This window comes from Paenibacillus sp. 01T442, from assembly GCF_056398345.1.
On record NZ_JBFTPF010000093.1, the window covers coordinates 1 to 17,738 of the forward strand.

At 45.2% G+C, this 17,738-nt stretch carries 22 protein-coding genes; 6 read left to right on the plus strand and 16 right to left on the minus strand.

The features are described from left to right. The 4 genes from modB to AC1DLM_RS31370 all read left to right on the plus strand — a co-directional run. Window positions 1–702: molybdate ABC transporter permease subunit (gene modB, locus AC1DLM_RS31355; protein ID WP_477572158.1), on the plus strand; the 702-nt coding region annotated here is incomplete at its 5' end. Next, window positions 699–1,529, plus strand: a complete 831-nt coding sequence (locus tag AC1DLM_RS31360; RefSeq protein WP_477572159.1) for a sulfate ABC transporter permease subunit — start codon at window positions 699–701, stop codon at window positions 1,527–1,529. The genes modB and AC1DLM_RS31360, both read left to right, overlap by 4 nt. After that, window positions 1,519–2,604 (plus strand): ABC transporter ATP-binding protein, encoded by a 1,086-nt coding sequence (locus AC1DLM_RS31365; protein ID WP_477572160.1) that lies wholly within the window; start codon window positions 1,519–1,521, stop codon window positions 2,602–2,604. Before AC1DLM_RS31360 ends, AC1DLM_RS31365 begins: the two co-directional genes overlap by 11 nt. Window positions 2,605–2,648: 44 nt before the next feature. Beyond that, window positions 2,649–3,764, plus strand: coding sequence for a sulfate ABC transporter substrate-binding protein (locus AC1DLM_RS31370; RefSeq protein ID WP_441986575.1), 1,116 nt, complete (start codon window positions 2,649–2,651; stop codon window positions 3,762–3,764). A gap of 54 nt (window positions 3,765–3,818) precedes the next feature. Here the strand turns inward: AC1DLM_RS31370 and AC1DLM_RS31375 are convergent, their stop codons facing one another. The 12 genes from AC1DLM_RS31375 to AC1DLM_RS31430 form a co-directional block, all read right to left on the minus strand. After that, a complete protein-coding gene (locus AC1DLM_RS31375; protein ID WP_441986576.1) occupies window positions 3,819–4,601 on the minus strand; it encodes a DUF817 domain-containing protein in 783 nt (260 codons plus the stop codon). Then, entirely contained in the window at window positions 4,598–5,413 is an 816-nt protein-coding gene (locus AC1DLM_RS31380) for a VanW family protein (RefSeq protein ID WP_477572161.1), read from the minus strand. Before AC1DLM_RS31380 ends, AC1DLM_RS31375 begins: the two co-directional genes overlap by 4 nt. A 117-nt stretch (window positions 5,414–5,530) precedes the next feature. Continuing rightward, complete coding sequence (locus tag AC1DLM_RS31385; protein ID WP_441986578.1) at window positions 5,531–5,995, minus strand: hypothetical protein; 465 nt, start codon at window positions 5,993–5,995, stop codon at window positions 5,531–5,533. A 148-nt stretch (window positions 5,996–6,143) separates the two neighbouring features. Then, window positions 6,144–6,617, minus strand: a complete 474-nt coding sequence (locus tag AC1DLM_RS31390) for an acyl-CoA thioesterase (RefSeq protein WP_056621059.1) — start codon at window positions 6,615–6,617, stop codon at window positions 6,144–6,146. A gap of 58 nt (window positions 6,618–6,675) precedes the next feature. After that, complete coding sequence (purT, locus tag AC1DLM_RS31395) at window positions 6,676–7,854, minus strand: formate-dependent phosphoribosylglycinamide formyltransferase (RefSeq protein WP_441986579.1); 1,179 nt, start codon at window positions 7,852–7,854, stop codon at window positions 6,676–6,678. Window positions 7,855–8,176: 322 nt separating this feature from the next. After that, window positions 8,177–10,078, minus strand: a complete 1,902-nt coding sequence (locus AC1DLM_RS31400) for a nitric oxide reductase activation protein NorD (RefSeq protein ID WP_441986580.1) — start codon at window positions 10,076–10,078, stop codon at window positions 8,177–8,179. 28 nt (window positions 10,079–10,106) lie between these two features. Then, a complete protein-coding gene (locus AC1DLM_RS31405; protein WP_441987038.1) occupies window positions 10,107–10,997 on the minus strand; it encodes an ATP-binding protein in 891 nt (296 codons plus the stop codon). Between the two features lie 284 nt (window positions 10,998–11,281). After that, complete coding sequence (locus tag AC1DLM_RS31410; RefSeq protein ID WP_441986581.1) at window positions 11,282–11,944, minus strand: hypothetical protein; 663 nt, start codon at window positions 11,942–11,944, stop codon at window positions 11,282–11,284. Between the two features lie 28 nt (window positions 11,945–11,972). Continuing rightward, a complete protein-coding gene (locus AC1DLM_RS31415) occupies window positions 11,973–12,128 on the minus strand; it encodes a hypothetical protein (RefSeq protein WP_171630764.1) in 156 nt (51 codons plus the stop codon). Between the two features lie 358 nt (window positions 12,129–12,486). After that, window positions 12,487–12,966 (minus strand): hypothetical protein, encoded by a 480-nt coding sequence (locus AC1DLM_RS31420; protein WP_441986582.1) that lies wholly within the window; start codon window positions 12,964–12,966, stop codon window positions 12,487–12,489. A 47-nt stretch (window positions 12,967–13,013) separates the two neighbouring features. After that, window positions 13,014–13,649 (minus strand): trimeric intracellular cation channel family protein, encoded by a 636-nt coding sequence (locus tag AC1DLM_RS31425; protein ID WP_441986583.1) that lies wholly within the window; start codon window positions 13,647–13,649, stop codon window positions 13,014–13,016. A 17-nt stretch (window positions 13,650–13,666) separates the two neighbouring features. Next, window positions 13,667–14,743, minus strand: coding sequence for a Gfo/Idh/MocA family protein (locus tag AC1DLM_RS31430; RefSeq protein ID WP_441986584.1), 1,077 nt, complete (start codon window positions 14,741–14,743; stop codon window positions 13,667–13,669). A gap of 256 nt (window positions 14,744–14,999) precedes the next feature. On the opposite strand from AC1DLM_RS31430, the gene AC1DLM_RS31435 reads away from it, so the two are divergent. Further along, on the plus strand, window positions 15,000–15,221 hold the full coding sequence (locus AC1DLM_RS31435) for a hypothetical protein (RefSeq protein WP_056621044.1): 222 nt from the start codon (window positions 15,000–15,002) through the stop codon (window positions 15,219–15,221). On the opposite strand, the gene kapB is transcribed toward AC1DLM_RS31435, so the two are convergent. From kapB to AC1DLM_RS31450, 3 genes are read right to left on the minus strand one after another with little or no spacing between them, the layout of a single operon-like run. Then, window positions 15,218–15,604: a kinase-associated lipoprotein KapB gene (gene kapB / locus AC1DLM_RS31440; protein WP_477572162.1), complete on the minus strand. Its 387-nt coding sequence runs from the start codon at window positions 15,602–15,604 to the stop codon at window positions 15,218–15,220. The two genes, AC1DLM_RS31435 and kapB, sit on opposite strands and share 4 nt — an antisense overlap. Before the next feature lie 14 nt (window positions 15,605–15,618). Then, entirely contained in the window at window positions 15,619–15,942 is a 324-nt protein-coding gene (locus AC1DLM_RS31445; RefSeq protein WP_477572163.1) for a thioredoxin family protein, read from the minus strand. Window positions 15,943–15,944: 2 nt separating this feature from the next. Then, complete coding sequence (locus tag AC1DLM_RS31450; RefSeq protein WP_477572164.1) at window positions 15,945–16,463, minus strand: hypothetical protein; 519 nt, start codon at window positions 16,461–16,463, stop codon at window positions 15,945–15,947. A 73-nt stretch (window positions 16,464–16,536) separates the two neighbouring features. Between AC1DLM_RS31450 and AC1DLM_RS31455 the strand changes: the two genes are divergently transcribed. Beyond that, window positions 16,537–16,758 carry a hypothetical protein gene (locus AC1DLM_RS31455; RefSeq protein ID WP_171630778.1) on the plus strand — a complete coding sequence of 74 codons (222 nt, stop codon included), beginning with the start codon at window positions 16,537–16,539 and terminating at the stop codon, window positions 16,756–16,758. A gap of 64 nt (window positions 16,759–16,822) precedes the next feature. Here AC1DLM_RS31455 and AC1DLM_RS31460 read toward each other — a convergent pair. Beyond that, a partial coding sequence (locus AC1DLM_RS31460) for an ABC-F family ATP-binding cassette domain-containing protein (protein WP_477572165.1) occupies window positions 16,823–17,738 on the minus strand: 916 nt, incomplete at its 5' end.

Here is a 17,738-nt window from a genome sequence, read left to right on the forward strand (position 1 = left end):
CTAGGCTGGGAACCTTTTTGGAAAGAAGTCACAGGACCTTTAGCATGGAAATCAATTGTCTTAACAGTCAAGTTAAGTATTATTGCAACGGTTATTCAAGCAGTGTTGGGAACGATCATCGCTTATGTCCTTGTCCGATATCGATTCCGAGGACAGAGCATTCTGAACAGCATGGTCGATCTCCCCTTCTCACTTCCTACTTCCGTTGCAGGCTTAATGTTTCTCACCCTACTAGGACCACAAAGTCCACTAGGAGCTTGGTTAGACTCGGTAGGAATCAAACTGCTCTATAATCAAACAGCCATTGTTATTGGTCTAGTCTTTGTCACTTTCCCATTCGTAGTACGTACAGTTCAACCACTATTGGAGCAGATTGATCCAGCCGAAGAACAGGCGAGTTTCACACTTGGTGCAAACAGATTCTATACGTTTTACCGCATCGTATTGCCAGCGCTATTACCTGGTACGATTGCTGGTAGTATGCTCGCTTTCTCCCGATCACTTGCAGAATTTGGTGCCATCTCCCTAATCTCCGGTAATTTACCCGGTAAAACGATGGTCGCCTCCGTCTATATATATGGTGAAACACAGAACTACAATCCTGAAGGTGCAGCTGCTATCTCACTTGTCCTCCTGACACTCTCCGTCCTGATTTTATGGGGAATCCATTTATGGACTCGCGGAAAGGGGCGGCTAGCATGAGAAAATTATTGATTGGCATTTCTTTTTTGGTCATATTCCTACTAATCATATTGCCTTTCTTAGGTATTTCCTTTGGCGCATTTGAAGATGGCCCTGGCGCATTCTTTGATGCCCTTGTCCGTCCAGAAGCCCTGCATGCTATGAAGATTTCTTTGATTATCGTCAGTATCGTTACCGTGCTTAATGCCATTATTGGGGTTTATATTTCCATAGAAATTGTTAGAGGATCCTGGATTTCACGTTGGATGAAACCGATCGTTAATGCCCTGATCGACCTTCCATTTGCGGTGTCACCTGTCATTGTAGGTTTAATGGTGATCTTGATCTTCGGACCAAACACAGCACTTGGCGCATTTCTCGAAGATCATAATATGAAAATCGTATATGCGATTCCCGGGATGGTTATTGCAACTATGTTTATCACCTTTCCACTAATGGTACGTGAGGTTGTCCCCTTACTTGAGGAAATCGGAACACAGTCCGAAGAAGCTTCTGCAACCCTAGGCGCAGGACCCATTCGCACTTTCTTTCAAGTAACATGGCCGAGTATTCGATGGGGCGTCATGTATGGCTTGATTTTGACAATCGCTCGTTCGCTTGGTGAATTCGGCTCCATTCTTGTCGTATCAGGCAACATCATTAATCAAACACAAACAGCAACGACACTCGTCTATCAAGATGCTGAACAATTTCAGCTCGTAGCAGCCAATAGCGTGGCCTTCGTATTAGGTCTCATCTCCATAACGATTTTATTAACGCTAGAGTGGCTGAAACGAAGAAGCGAAGCAACAAGAAATCATGGAGGAGGATCCCCACATGCACATTGAAGTAACCAATCTTAATAAACATTTCGGAGACTTTCATGCGATCAAAGATGTTAATTTCAAAATTAAAGAAGGGAATCTTGTCKGTTTGATTGGACCGAGCGGCGGTGGTAAAACCTCCATCCTTCGGATGCTATCTGGACTCGAATCCCCAACTAGCGGTGATATTTATTTTGACGGGAAGCTCGCTACTCACCTTCCAGTTCAAGAAAGAGGTATTGGCTTCGTTTTTCAAAGTTATGCACTCTTTAAACATATGACGGTGTTTGACAACGTCGCTTATGGATTGAAAGTGCTCAAAAAGTCGAAGGCTGAGATTCAGGATCGCGTCACGTATCTGTTGAACTTAATGGGTCTTGCAGGTCATGAGCGAAAATATCCCCATCAACTATCAGGCGGACAACGCCAACGGGTAGCTTTCGCTAGAGCCCTAGCACCTGAACCAAGGCTGCTTCTACTCGATGAGCCTTTTGCCGCGATTGATGCCAAAATCCGTAAAGAGCTTCGCGTTTGGCTGCGAAATTTGATCAACGAATTCAAAGTAACGACCCTTTTCGTAACGCATGATCAGGATGAGGCGATCGAGGTTGCCGATGAAATCATCTTGGTCCAAGGTGGCAAAATCGAACAACAAGGAAGTCCATGGGAAATCTATACGAAGCCTGCTTCATCCTTCGCAGCTTCCTTCATTGGAGAATCCAATGTTCTTCCCTCCTATTCGCCGCTTGTTGGATTCCCTACGCTTGCTGATCTTCAACAAGATGGCAAATGGCTACCTGATGTAAATGTACTAATTCGTCCTGAGAACATCGAAGTTCGTCCGCACAATGTCAGTCATTTGGCCACAGCTGGAGAAAAAGGCAAAGTAACACATGTTCACTTCCGCGGAGATTCCTGGTATCTAGAAATGGATACGGGTCATATCAAGCTTTTTGCCTATCAGTCCGTGAAAGAACGCATTTATCAAGTTGGCGATGAAGTGAATATTCTTATCCATCAGATTTCTGTATTTACCCAATCAGGTACAACCTGGATTGATAATCAGGCCAAACAAGATCCACAGCCTGTCTTCATATAACCTAATACCAAATAAGCTTTAGAAAAGAAGGGGAGTTGTTAACCATGAAAAATGTTAAAACGCTTGGCCTAGTTACTGCAGCCTTATTCACAGCAAGTATTACCCTTACAGCGTGCGGATCCGGTACGACCAAAACAGCTAGCACCAGTGCTCCATCTGCCGCTGCAACGACAGCTGCAACAGCTGCTGCAAGTACGACACCGAAAGCTGATGGCGGTAAAGTCACGATTACGGTCGGTGCTTACTCCATTTTGAAAGAATCCTTTGATGTAATCCTGCCAAAATTCAAAGAAGAATATAAAAAGAAAACCGGTACAACCGTTGAATTCCAAGAATCTTATGTCGCTTCCGGCTCACAAGCTACGGCTATCATTCAAGGCTTTGAAGCGGATATCGCTCCACTCTCTCTTGAAGGTGATATTCAAAAAATCGTGGAAAAAGGTCTAATTACACACGACTGGAAAAACACGCCACAAAAAGGTTTCGTAACAACTTCTATCGCCGCTATTGGTGTGCGTGAAGGGAATCCAAAAGGAATTAAGGATTGGTCCGATCTAACAAAACCAGGCGTTGAAGTCCTCATTCCAAACCCAAGTAGTTCTGGTGGTGCTAAATGGGATATCAATGCTGTCTACGGTGCTGGACTCAAAATTTCCGAAGCTGCTGGTAAGCAAGACCCTGCTGTAGCCAAAGATCTCGTAGCTAAAATATACAAAAACATTAAAGTTCTCGATAAGAGTGGCGCCGACTCCCTAGCGACCTTCGATAAAGGTGTAGGCGATGCGATCATTACGTATGAGAATGAACTTGTCGCTCGTATTCAATCCGGTAAGAAATACGTTGAAGTTATTCCACAATACACGACTTCCATTGAAAATCCCGTTGCTATTATTGATAAATACGTTGATAAGCATGGTAATCGTGCAGCTGTTCAAGCGTTCTATGACTACTTGTTCTCTGCTGATGCTCAGAAAGTATTCGCTGACAAAGGCTTCCGCTCAGTTCTTCCAGAAGTCGCTAAGCAATATGAGAAAAACTACACAACGCCTCCAGGCCTATTCAATATCGAATACCTAGGTGGTTGGGATAAAGTGAACAAAGAACTATATGGTAAAGGTGCGATTTGGGAAACGATCCTTGCTGAAGGTGGAGCGAAGTAAACGAATTGCAAAAAGAACCCCCAGAGGCTACGAGCTTCCGGGGGTTTCGCTATTTCATGCACCTTTAACTTGCTTTGGATATTTGATACGCTTCAATTCTGCTACGATGATGATCGTAATAATGACCAACATAAACCATGAACTAATTTTCCCCCAATGAACAATCCGCCACGAAATTTCTTGATCTGGATAGCGCCAAGCTCCAAGAAATGTTGAAATATTTTCAGCCAGCCAAATAAATAAAGCAACTAACATGAAGGATAAGACCGTATGCATGCGATAGGTTTGGGTCGTTACGGTGAATAGAATATGAGATTTGTAAAACAGAATCACGATCAAGGCAATGAGAATCCACCTGATATCAACCATAAAATGATGGGTAAAAAAATTAGCATATATACCTATCGATACCAGGATCGCCATGTATTTGCTTGGCCAGTTAATGAGATACAAATCAAATCGTTTCCACGCCTGACACACATAACTGGAGACACTGGCATACATAAAACCGCTATACAGCGGGACTCCGGCTATTTTCGTCAAGCCTTCCTCTGGATAAGACCACGAACCCATGTGTACTTTATACAACTCAAGAGCAAGTCCAATAATGTGAAATACCGTGATAACCTTCAGCTCATCAACACTCTCTAACTTCGTCCATACCAATATCAGTTGCGCAAGAATACACACAAGTAAAATGAAATCATAGCGATGCATGAATGGCAGCGGTACTGCTTTGGATACAGCCAAAGTCATAAAGATGATAACAGGAAACATACAGCATAAGGCTTGTTTCCAACCGAAAATGAGAAAATCCTTCACATATTCACTCTTCATTCGTTCTCCTGAGTTCCGTTAGATTTCATATACTTGACCTCTGCGTGATTCACGTTAACCAACTCTTCATCCACGATAGAATCATCTTGCTTACTTACTTTTTGCCGCCAAATTTCGTTCCCCCTGAACCACTTGTTTGAAGTTTCGTAGAATGAATGGTTCTTCTCTTTCACTCGATAATCATATAGCAATTCTGTATCGCAGCTTATCGCACCTTCTAAATACGCTTCCGTGACCTCCAGATGAAATTGAAACCGATTCGAAGTTGGATTGTAAAATTGTAAATCTACGTAATTATAAAATACACTCGTTCCCGTACCAAAGGGGATTACTCTTCGGTCGTCTGGAAATAGATCGAAGCTGTGATGGTGTCTTTCTTTGATCACAAGCGGCGTATGTAACGCAAGCCAATATAACATATTCGCTAACTGACACAAACCACCGCCGGTACCTACACGAACTTCGCCATGAGAGAGCATGAGACCCTCGATATAACCCTTTTCTTTACTAGTCACACCAATTAGCTTCCAAAAGGAAAACGTCTCACCGGGATGAATTACGATCCCATCCACATGCTTCAGCGCGATTTTCAAATTCACGATCTTGTTTTCTTGTAAAATAGGATCTGTATTTCCGAGCACCCGCCGAAGTATAGATTTGTGCTTCTTTGCAGTATAAGTAAATGGCTGAGAACTTCTAACATAAGCATATTTAATTTTGGGATTTAAATTCATGATGCGTCGCTGTACGATCAGCTGCTGGACGCGGAGCCTATATAAGAAAGGAAATCGCTTGCCTATCCGTTGTTTCATGTCAATAAGTCCCATTGATTCTTCATCCTTATCTGTAAAAATAATATGGAGGCATGGTTTTTCTCTTTATTTGACTTCCTAAACACTTAAAAAGTTGTGTACTAGGATGAGTTTCCTCTACTTTGGATTAACGGATACAATCCAGAACCTGCCCGTCTTTTCATCAAAGTTTAATTTCACAGTTCCTGATTGATTTTTCTCTAATCGTTGATACCCCGTTCCCATCCCTGTAATACTTCGTCCAGGCATAAACGGAATTGGAGACAAATACCTATTTGAAAGAAGATCATAGCGTTCATAAGCTATAATTTCTTCACCTTGTGTCAGATTCATGCCTTCTTTCATGGTGAGCACGTTTTTGATAACAATCCTAGTAGAAACTAGCTTATCGCTAATATGTTGCTTACCTGTTCCCATGACTTCCGCTTCTGCATCAATTGGAATTGTAAAGAAATCATATTCCCCGTACGTTTGGTCTCGTTTATCTAAAATAAGATACTGATCTGTAAGGCGATATGTTATGGCGGCGACTACTAATACGATGACATTTGTAAGCAAAATCTTTATGACTCTTGTCTTCATTCGGACGCCTTTCTTGGAACAAAAGTGGGTTACAAGATTTCATCTATTCCTAACTATTCAATAACCATCCAGATACCCCTTCCTTTACCAATAAAAAAAAGCAGTTCCCTCATAGGGAACTGCTGGCTGAATCAGGAAACCGGAAAGCTTATAGTCGTGCTTCCTTACGAAGCTTTCGTGCTGTAAACCGTGCTTCCGCGGATTCGAAGAGCTTCTTCTCTTCATCCGTTTCCGCAATAATGCCTGGGACTGGACACGGCTGGCCCGCGTCATCTAAGGCAACAAACGTCAGAAACGACGTGGCTGTATGTTTTTTTTCACCGGTCAGAAGATTCTCGGACTCAATTTTCACATAAACCTCCATCGAACTCCGATGCGTCCACGTAACAAATGCTTCCAATTGAATCGCCTCGCCAAGCTTAACCGGTGCGAAAAAATCCAAGCTATCACTCGAAGCTGTTACCACACTCTTACGACAATGGCGCATGGAGGCAATCGTGGCAACTTTATCAATATATTGCATTACGCGACCACCAAAGACGGTGTTATGGTAGTTCGTGTCCGCTGGCAAAATAATTTCTGTCAACACGGTTCGAGACAGTCTTGCTGCTTTAGGTTCCATAGTGCTTGCCTCCGGATGATGACTTCAGACAGGGATTAGCGTTCTTCAGTCATTCAGTTTAGTTGTAATTCAAAGCGAGCTTAGCTGCTGCTTCTTTAGCTAGGCTGCGTGCTTCCTCCACAGTTTCCCCAGAACTCAGGGCAACAGCCATACGGCGACCTACTTTGGTTTCAGGCTTGCCAAATACTCTTACTTGCGTATTCGGTACAGATAGTGCCTCGTCAATGCCGCTAATTGTATATTCGACTTGCTCGCGATCAGCTTTCAGCGTGTAGCTGGCACCTGGCGTCAATAAGCGAACGCCCGTTATCGGGAATCCAAGAATTGCTCTTGCATGCAGCGCGAACTCACTGAGATCTTGTGTAGCCATCGTAACCATACCTGTATCATGCGGACGCGGGGACACTTCACTGAAGTATACGCCATCTGCGGTTAGGAATAATTCAACGCCATATAGACCATGACCACCAAGTGCATCGGTAATCGTTTTTGCCATTTGCTGCGCATCCACAATTTGCTGCTCAGACATGGTATGCGGCTGCCAAGATTCGATATAATCACCGTCTTTTTGAATGTGACCAATTGGCTCACAGTAGGTTGTTCCTGAAACAGAACGAACCGTCAACAACGTAATTTCGGATTCAAAATGGATAAATTCTTCGACGATCACACGCGCGTTCTTAGCACGTCCGCCTTCCATCGCAATGTTCCATGAAGCTTCTACACCCTCAGCCGTTCGGCAAACACTTTGCCCTTTTCCAGATGAGCTCATGATCGGTTTGATCACACAAGGTGTGCCGATTACAGCTACAGCAGCGTGCAATTCTTCAAGACTATTAGCAAATTCATATTTGGCTGTGCGTAGTCCCAGTGTTTCCGAGGCAAGTCGGCGAATCCCTTCTCTATCCATTGTTAAACGGGATGCTGTCGCTGTCGGAATAACACGGAAACCTTCTTTTTCTAGTTCAACAAGAACAGACGTCGCAATCGCTTCGATTTCTGGCACAATGAGATCTGGGCGTTCTTTCTCGATAATCGCACGAAGCTGCTCGCCATCCAGCATCGAAATAACGTGGCTGCGATGCGCAACCTGCATGGCTGGTGCATTCGCATAACGATCCACAGCAATCGTCTCAATACCGAGTCGTTGTGCTTCAATAATAACTTCTTTACCTAGCTCACCAGAGCCAAGCAGCATAATTTTCTTGGATTTGTTGGATAATGGTGCTCCGTACATGAGATGAAATGCCCCCTAAATGAAAGATGAGTACAAGCTATGAATGATGTTACGTATGTAATTCATCCGATTTGTGTCGGAGTTTGGCGAATTTTACCTAGAATGATCCTGATCTATTGTACTGGATTTTGAGGTTAAAAGATAGATGAGATCTTCAGATTAAGCTCTTGGAATTTACACTACCCGTAACATTGCATGTGGCTCAACTAGGGTAATAAAATATTGAAAGTTATCCAGTTAATTCTAAGTATTTAGGGAATACATCTTGAAAATCCCGAAAATAACTGGAGTTTATGTAGGTAATGACAAGCGAATGAACTAATTATGACTGGATCGATTTCAGCAATAGCTTACGTAAAATCGGAACAAGTTGTTCATGTAGTCCTTCCACATTCGGAACAACGATACTGCTTCGCCCGTACATATTACGCATCGCGTTTCGCTGTGTTTCATGCACGGTGCCATTTGCTAGAAATACGCTAATCACCTCGACACCCATGCGTCTAGCTTGTAGAACGGCTTCGTGTGTATCCAGGATGCCGACATCGTTGTAGTTGGCTGCCGAAGGCTCCCCATCCGAGAACACGAGGAGGATGCGCTGCCGCTCTGTGCGCCGCAGCAGCCGCTTCATCATCTCGCGAATAGCGAAGCCATCGCGATTGTCCTGCTGCGGCTCCAGCTGCATCAGAGCCGCGCCACTCCCGACCGCGAGACAGGAGCCGAAATCCACCGCAACCTGGAACAGATTCGGTGCCTCCTGCTCGGTTACGCGGTCCGCGTCCTCCCAGAATCCCACAATTTCATGCGGGATTCGGAGGTTTTGGAGGGTCTCGTGGAATAGCACGAGACCGAGTTTGGTTTCGTCCATTTTGTCATACATGGACGCCGAGCAGTCGACGAGCAGCGCGAACGCTGCGTCGAGCTGGGGTACAGGGGCGCGCTTCTTATAGAAGAGGCGCGGCATCTCTTGCGTGATGGCTCGCGTAAGCCGCTTGTCGAGCCGCCCGAACAGCCGATCGCCGCGCGGGGCGATCCGCCTCTGCTCCAGCGTGCGCCGTATCGCACGCTGCAAGGGCTTCGCGAGCGGCGCTGCGCGCTCGCTCAAGCGCCTGAACCCGTCCTCCTGCGCAGCAGTAGGACGTTCAGGCAAGAGCCAGGTCGCCGTCGCATACGCGGCGACCTCGCCCTCCCCGTGACCCGCGGCAGCGGGCACGGAAGGCCCTTGGCGCCGCCCAGCGGCGGCGCCGGTGCGCTGGGCGCGCTGCGAGCGCCCCTGGGTGATGGCGAGCGCCTGGTCGGCGGCATCGCCCTCACGGGGCGCAGAGCCCTGCGCGGCGGTGCGAGCGCCGCGCTCCAGCTCGAACCGCAGCAGCCCTGGGCTGCGGTCGCTGCTCTCACGATGCCAAGTCGGCATCCGCTCTTGGCCGGGCAATTGATGCTCCCCCTCTTGGTCGGGGAGCACATCATCGTTAGCGAGCCTCTTCGCGCGCTTTAGCTCGCCTTTATAGTCCGCAGGCAGCGGATCTGCAATACCGCTTCCTTGCTGTGTCCAGAAGTAACTAGACACAGCATCACGCTCCAACCACGGGGACAGCGTCTCCAATATGTCTTTACACAATGCCGCAACTTGAGCCGTATAACTTGCTTCCTCCACTTGCTCTAGCATCGCATAGAGTCCCCCCAAACGGCCCGTTAACTCGCTGCCAAGCGCAGAGAACGACTCACCTTGCCACGACTTTCCAGTGAACCATCCATATACGATCAACAGTAACGCATCCGCCAACTCACCTTTGCTCACATGCGTTCGTAGCTTATGTTGGAAGTATCCGCCTAAGATATGATGCCGATGTGCAAAGACAGCTCCCATTCCAGGACGTTGACTGCGGCAAATGCGCTCCAAACGCATATCCTCACATAGTGCAAATAAGCTATTCGCCAGCTTCGGAAACTTGACACTCGAACAGTAATGAAGGTAGTCGGTCACTGCCACCTTACCTGTAAACCAAGCGCTGCCAAGGCAACGCAGATACACATCGCTTTTCATACCCGCTGTTTTGTCACGAAGCGGATAATCCCACCAAAACTGACTCACCGTCATTTGCAGGGCAGTTTCATCATAATGCGCGTGAAATCCAGCCTCGACTTCCAGCTTTCCACGTTTCGTAAATAAACGAGCCAAATCCACCAACTGCATATGGAGCAGCGCATCGATTTTATCATCCAATCGGCTAAGGCTTCCTACGAACATGGTTTTACAGTAACGTTTCAGCCGTATTCATCACAGCTGCACGTTCCCTTTCATCCTCTAGCTTGTCCGCAATCGCCCGCGTAACTGCCCGCATCGGCGGTATATAAGCTGCCAAATCACATGCATCTAACAGTGCTCTAATCGAACCGGCTTCATCGGGTAGTTGACCCATTTCAATCAGGGAAAGCAAATCAGCGGATAGTTGAACGAAGGTGCGTAACAGCTTATCATCCCGCAACACGGAACGACTTTTTAACAAATGAAACAATAATTCACCTTGCAAATAAGGCACTTCCACCGTGACAAAACGATTTTTCAGTGCTTCATTTAACGGGACAGTACCAATGTAGCCTTCATTAATCGCTGCGACAACTCTGAAATTCGGATGGGCAGTTATTACTTCGCCTGTAAAAGGGTTTGTTATTGATCTGCGGTGATCCAGCACGCCATTGATAAGAGGCAGCGTTTCTGGCTTGGCCATATTAATCTCGTCAATATAGAGAAAGTGCCCCTTGGTCATCGCTTTCATAATTGGACCAGGGATAAAAGCAATTTGACTACGCCCTTGCTCATCATGTCTGAGCGTTTTGAAGCCAAGTAGCGCCTCTGCATCCAAATCCGTGGAACAATTCACGCTGTGCATGGGCTGATTAAAGACAGCGGATACGTGCTCAGCAAGCTTCGTTTTGCCAGAGCCTGTCGGGCCCTTTAGGAGTACATTTTTGCCTAGAAAAAGTGACAAAATCGCATCTGTGAGCAGCTCTTCTGTGGGAGCTTCATATGCCGCAATACCGATTAACTTACTGTCCTCGGCGGTATGAAGGATTTGCTTGTGCTCCTCCAAACGTACTCGAACCTCTGGTGGCCATGCATCTATTTTCAAAAAATCTGTCATCATCGCGTCGGTATTCCTTTCCTGATTGCATTATTCTCTAACTATTATCAGGAAAGCGCGAATTGTCAAGCTTCATCAGGTTAACCAAGGCTCCTCAATGACGGAGTGAGCATAGAAAGCCATAGCTTCTCCACAAGAAGGGCAGCTTGGTTTGGAAGAAAATTCGTTGTATACTTCCGCCAAACTAAAAGCCGTCTCATAATTAATCGCGATCATCACATCTTCTTTGTGGACATATTCACATATTCTCGAGCTGCAGTAGGCACGAACCTTGTATTTATTACTCATTTGGGACTATTGAATGTATATTGCACCATCGTATTAAACTCGTGCAAGTACATATCCATGCGTTTGTTTTTTCGTTGCTGCATGTCGTAGTACATCATCCGGTTTACGAACAAAGCATTCGACGAAATGAAAATATGGGAATCAGGATAAATACGCGTTAAGACATGACGAATCGCATTGAGACTGTCACTAGGTAAAGGCTTCGCAGATACCCAATCCATATGAGCGCCCATGCCTGAACCGAATAATCCCGCTTCCGTCGCTGAATCGTTATACTTGCTTAATCGCTTAACTTGATCAATCATACCTGGATCTTGAAACTCTCCCGTATCAACAGCTACGTAGATATTCGAATCCGTCATTGCGATTGAAGTCGTGCCCAAACGCGCCTCTTGCATCACTTGATCAGCTACTTCGCGGTTCATGGAAAGATATGTATTGTGATGTGGATCCTCTTCCTCTATGCGTGTTTGATCTACCTTTCTGGCAGGTGCAGCGACTTTCATAGGGTCTCGAAGCTTCGCATCTCCAGAATCTGAAAGTCCGACACTTTGAATTGACAGCGATGCCTTTTCTAGTTTGTTTGAGTGAGTTGCTGAACACCCCGTCAAACCGACGAAGGCAGCCGTCATGATKACTGACATTTTCACAGCTTTCATCGTCATTCCCCCTATTTCTCTCTATATTTCACTTACTTGAAAGCCCATCCGCTTCCTTGGTATACGCAATTAGCGCAATTTCGTACCCTAGTTCCTCTTTCATGCGAGTTTCTAGATTGCGAAGATCTTGCATTAATTCCTCATGAATACCTAAATTTGCAAAATGATACGATTCCATTTCCATGTWCAAATCCCCCCTTTCTACTCTTCAATCAACACTAGTGTTAATATGGTCTATTTCCATTATTTTTACTAACCACCTAGGTGAAAATTTGACAACTCTTCTCCTGACAACCCTGGCTCCATTTAGAAAATGTAAAACTGCACTTATTCTTAGGCGCGGCCCAAAAGGCTACTCGTGTAAGTAACGCTATGCCATAACGTTATTCAGATGAAATCCTCATTTTCCCATGATATAGGGTGATAGCATAACGTTATATTCTCCAACGTTTCACATACGATGGTTAGGTGAATCACAAAAAAACCTCTATCGCCGCCACTCAGGTTGAGTGGCGGMGATAGAGGTTCATTTCGCTTTCAATCTAATCTTCTTTCTTCCTGGTCTCATCCATATCTTCTAACAGCTTGCGAACAGCTTCCGGATCTACATTTCCTTGATCATGAAAAGCTCTAAGCTTCTGAAGGAGATCGGCCGCAATGGCCTCATCCTCGGATTGTTCTGCTTCATGTGAAGGATCAAACCAGATGTAGAAACCTTCTGGTCCATTTCTTAAGAAGGAAGCATTCCAATGCTCTGGATAGGCATACCCTTGCTCGCCAAAAATCATGCCAAGCACATCATCATTCTCAATTGGCATTAAGTAATGAAAGGACTCCGGCTCACCTGTATTGGTGAAATCTCGGTGCATATAAGCGTAATGCAAGTAATGTTCACCAGTCTCTGAATCCTTCGATATTTCATACAGATCCAACTCCGTTTGCAACAATTCCTTTACGGAAATAATACGAGTCGCAATTGTTTCAGCTGATATTTTCTGTTGCTGTGTTAAAGATGCTTTCATTTGACTCTCCTCCTATCTCCAAGCGATTACCCTGCAGGTGAATTGGACTACGAATCCGATCTTCGTGTGGATTCCACTAAAGTATCACGCAAAGAGCGTTTCGGCAGCTTCCATTTGTAGTTAACTGAGAACATACGYAAAATGATGATAAGTGCAAAAAGAATGGCTAACTGCCATGTACCCTGTGACCAACCAAGCCCAACTAACGCTCCCGCTAGCATACCCCAGACMGCATAAATTTCATCTTTGAGCACCAATGGTTTCCTACCTGCTAGTACATCACGGACCATACCTCCGCCAATCCCAGTGAGTACCGCGGCAACGATAATGGCACTTAATGGATGGCCCATATTCGTCGCATAGAGTGCCCCTTGGATGGCGAATGCCGCTAAGCCAATGGCATCGAAGAAGGCTTCCCAGGTTTTCCACATTCGAATATATTTCACTGGCATAAGGAAGACAGCTGTCATCGCAAATAAAGCGATTTGAAAGTACATCCCTTGCTCCCACAGAAGTACAATCGGTTTTCCGATAAGCATATTGCGAATAATCCCACCGCCAAACGCGGTAACAAGCCCAAGTACATACACACCTAAGATGTCATATTCTTCTTCCATCGCAACGATCGCACCACTAACTGCGAAGGCGATCGTCCCGATGATACTAAATAACTCCCAGTTCACTTGCTTGCAGCTCCTGTCTACTCGATGTCCCAGTTCAATTTCACTTCATTGCCCGTTTGCGATGAACGGTAAATCGCATCTAGGATCAAATTATTCGTGTAGCCTGACATGACAGAAGTTAACGGCTCAGAACCACTCGCGATACTAGACAAGAAATGCTGCACCATGCGTGCACGTGGATCATCATTCGCTGCAGGAGCCGAAAGTTCCGTTTCCACGATCCGATCGAATTTTTCAGCAAAAAGCTTTCCTTTCGCACCTTTCAAATAGGCACCGCCTTCAGAACCAAGCAGCTGCACAACAGGCAAGTTATCCGTTTCGAGCAAGCCTGCCCAGCTGACATCCAAGGAGAGTGTTGCCCCATTTTCAAATTTAATCAAGGCTGTCGCTAAATCCTCAACATCAAATTTCCCTTCCCAGTTCGGAGCTCCCCATGTGCCAATCCCTTGTTTGCGTGGTCCGAACTCGGCATAGGTTGATCCATACACCGAAACTGGCTTTGGATTCCCCATCAAATACATGGTTAGATCTAACATATGTACGCCAAGATCGATTAAGGGACCTCCGCCTGATTTATCCATTTGGGTGAACCAAGTTCCCCAGCCTGGAATGCCCTTACGTCTCAGATAGCTCGCTTTCGCATGATAAATGTGACCAAGCGCACCTTTCTCCACTTGCTCCTTCACTGCTATGGACGCTGCTTCCCAACGCATTTGGTGCGGAATCATGAGAATCTTGCCCGATTTGCGCTCTGCTTCAACAATTTGACGAGCAGATGCTAAATCGATCGCCATCGGCTTTTCCAGCATGACATGCTTGCCAGCCTCTAACGCCTTTACCGCAATTGGTGCATGCCACTCATTCGAAACCGCAATGACAACGGCATCAATGGTAGGATCCTCTAACAATTTATCTGAATTTGCATATACCTGTTCAATGTTATGATCTTTCGCTCTCATTTCAGCAAGCGGCAAATAGACATCTGTCACACCTGCAAGCTGCGCCCATGGTATCGTTTTGAACGTTTCCATGTGTACATTTCCGATATTTCCGGCGCCAATAATCCCAATGCGAGTTGGTTTTGTTACTGTCATTTCTGTGACCCTCCAGAACCTGTTAGAATACAATCTTATCTATTATAAATGGGGATAACCCTCCCCGCAACCACGAATCTGGCCCTCTAAAATTTATCTTAGCGGAACTAGCCCTGTAGCGCTATTATTCACATATAATAAATTGCTAAAACTTTTTTAATAGTTGCACGCAAACATATTTAACATTTGAAATGTATCCTAAATAGTGTAAGGCAGCAACAAAGCAGCATTTACAGTGTAAAGGAGGGCTTTAAACATGCAAGCAAACACAATCCGTTTCAAGAATAAATCGATCCCTGTGATGAATTTTACTCATAAACGTTCCCAGATGGAGTTACTCTCAACTAAATTGAAGGAATACGAACTCCATTTTGAATTTCGCAGAAAATTAAAAATGATCTCGATGATCGAGATCATTGGTGATGTCGCTATTTTCAAATACAATGATGGTACCAAGTTGTACTTAGAAGTTTCCTAATTGGATGGTGGAAAATATTCTTTACTCAGCTGATCAAGCTCCTGCAGAGAGCGTCGGGCCCATGCTTCCATGTCCGACAGCTTATCGATCTGAGCCAATAACGCTCTCTTCAGCGACACTTGGTAATCCGGCACCTCGCCCGCATAAGGACGAATTGTTGCAATCGGCATTAACGCAATCTCTTGATGGGATAATGCCCTTCTTTGATGAAAAAAAGCTACGCTTGGATCCATCGGATTATGTAAATCTCCMTGTGTTGGGTGATCCTTCACGGCAAGAATACGGACAGCCGCCTTCATGCTAGAGGACATCTCTACAACCTCACCATAATAAACCCCTGTTTTATACTCAGCGATAACGCGGTCTCCGATTTGAAAGCTCATCGTATACTTCACTCCTATTCTTGTTCTCCTAATGGCATTAGTCTGCGGTATAGCTCATCCACGGATTGCATCCGATATATATATTGTTTCTCTTTCCCTGGTTCGATAACGACAACACAGGGGACACTTGCAATTCGCCATTCTTGACTGATCTGAGGCAAAAAATTAATGTTACATTTCACTAAGGGCATGTTCGGCTTCATCGTCAGTATAATGTCCAGCATGCGTTCTGTTACTTTGCAGGTACCGCATAGCGGCGTGTACATAAATACTGCAAAGGACTTGTCCTTATCTTGATTTACTTTGAATTGCAATTCTTGTTGAGACAATTCCTGCATCGCTATGCCCCTCTTTCATCCAGCCAGACTAGGCTTTCAAACGCATAGGCGATCAAATCAGAAAAGTCATCGAGGTGGCTCTCATCAATTTTTCGGCCAAAGGATAACGTAATGAGATTGCGGTACTCCTCTGGTTGTTCTCCAAACAAATACGAAATTTGCTGGGTAATACGAGGTCGTTGTTCCCAAATGGCGTTCAATTGCGCTTCTATCAATGGGCAATCTAATTCAGGATCGAACACAAAGGTGTGAAGCTTAATTAACAGCGTGCAACCCGGCTTAGCCGTAGGATTTTCTAGAATCTCAGCTGCCAAATCACTCAAATGCACATGTAAGTGAATTTCCGCTTTATTCGGTAATCCTACTTGTCTAGCAAACTCAATAGCAAATGTGCGAGACATCGAGGACAAGTCAATTCTATCTTCTCTTCGTGTTATGATGATTTTACCCTCCAAATCCAAATCATAGACGGCCCCTTCGAGTACAACTTTGATATTGTCATAGATCGTCGGATCAAACATCCCCACACACCTTCTTTCATCTTTTCTTTGATTCGATTATACTATGGATATACCACGTAAAGAAGGTGTTCTTATGTCAGACAAGCCTCAAGATCAGCAAGCCGACCAGGTCGAGCCACAAGGTGTCAAAAAAGTCAGTTTAGCCGACGCGATCAAAGCCAAACTAGCACAGAAACAAGCGGATCAAGCCGCAGCGCGCGCTAACCCGAAAGCAGCAGGAAATGCGAATCAAACTGCGAAAAGCCAAATGACCAAAAAAGTAAATAACCAACGCCGTCGCACCGGCGGCAGCTAGACAACACTTTGTGTAGCTAAAAGCGCCCTGAAAGTAACACTTCAGGGCGCTTTTTAGTTTATTCTTACGCGTAATGAATTTCGCGCTGTTTTTTCACATCTTCGCTTTCCAAATACTCATCATACGTAAACATTTTATCGATGAGACCTTTTGGCGTAAGCTCCATAACGCGATTAGCAATCGTTTGGATGAACTGATGGTCATGGGATACGAATAGGATCGTACAGTCCGTATCAACAAGCCCATTGTTCAGCGCCGTAATAGACTCCAAATCCAAATGGTTGGTCGGCTCATCAAGGATCAATACGTTGGCTCCGCTTAGCATCATTTTGGAGAACATACAACGCACTTTCTCTCCTCCGGAAAGCACATTCGCTTTCTTCAATGCTTCTTCACCAGAGAACAACATGCGCCCTAGGAATCCGCGAAGGAATGACTCATCTTGATCCTTGGAGTACTGACGAAGCCAGTCTACCAATGTCAGATCAGAGTTGAAATAATCTTGGCTGTCTTTCGGGAAGTAAGCTTGAGAAGTCGTGATCCCCCATGAGAAAGTACCGCTGTCTGCTTCCATTTCGCCCATCAAAATTTTGAACAGCGTCGTTTTCGCAATGCCATCAATGCCAACAAAAGCAACTTTATCGCCTTTATTAATCGTAAAGGTTACGTTATTTAATACTTGAACACCATCAATTGTTTTGGAAATTCCCTCAACAGCGAGCAACTGCTTGCCTGCTTCACGCTCACCTTTGAAGTGAATGAACGGATATTTACGGCTGGAAGGACGAATATCCTCAAGTGTAAGTTTCTCCAACTGCTTTTTACGGGAAGTCGCTTGCTTCGATTTGGAGGCATTCGCACTAAAGCGCGCGATAAAGGCTTCCAATTCTTTACGTTTTTCTTCGGTTTTCTTATTCGCATCACGTGTTAAACGAAGTGCCAATTGGCTGGACTCATACCACCAGTCATAGTTACCAACG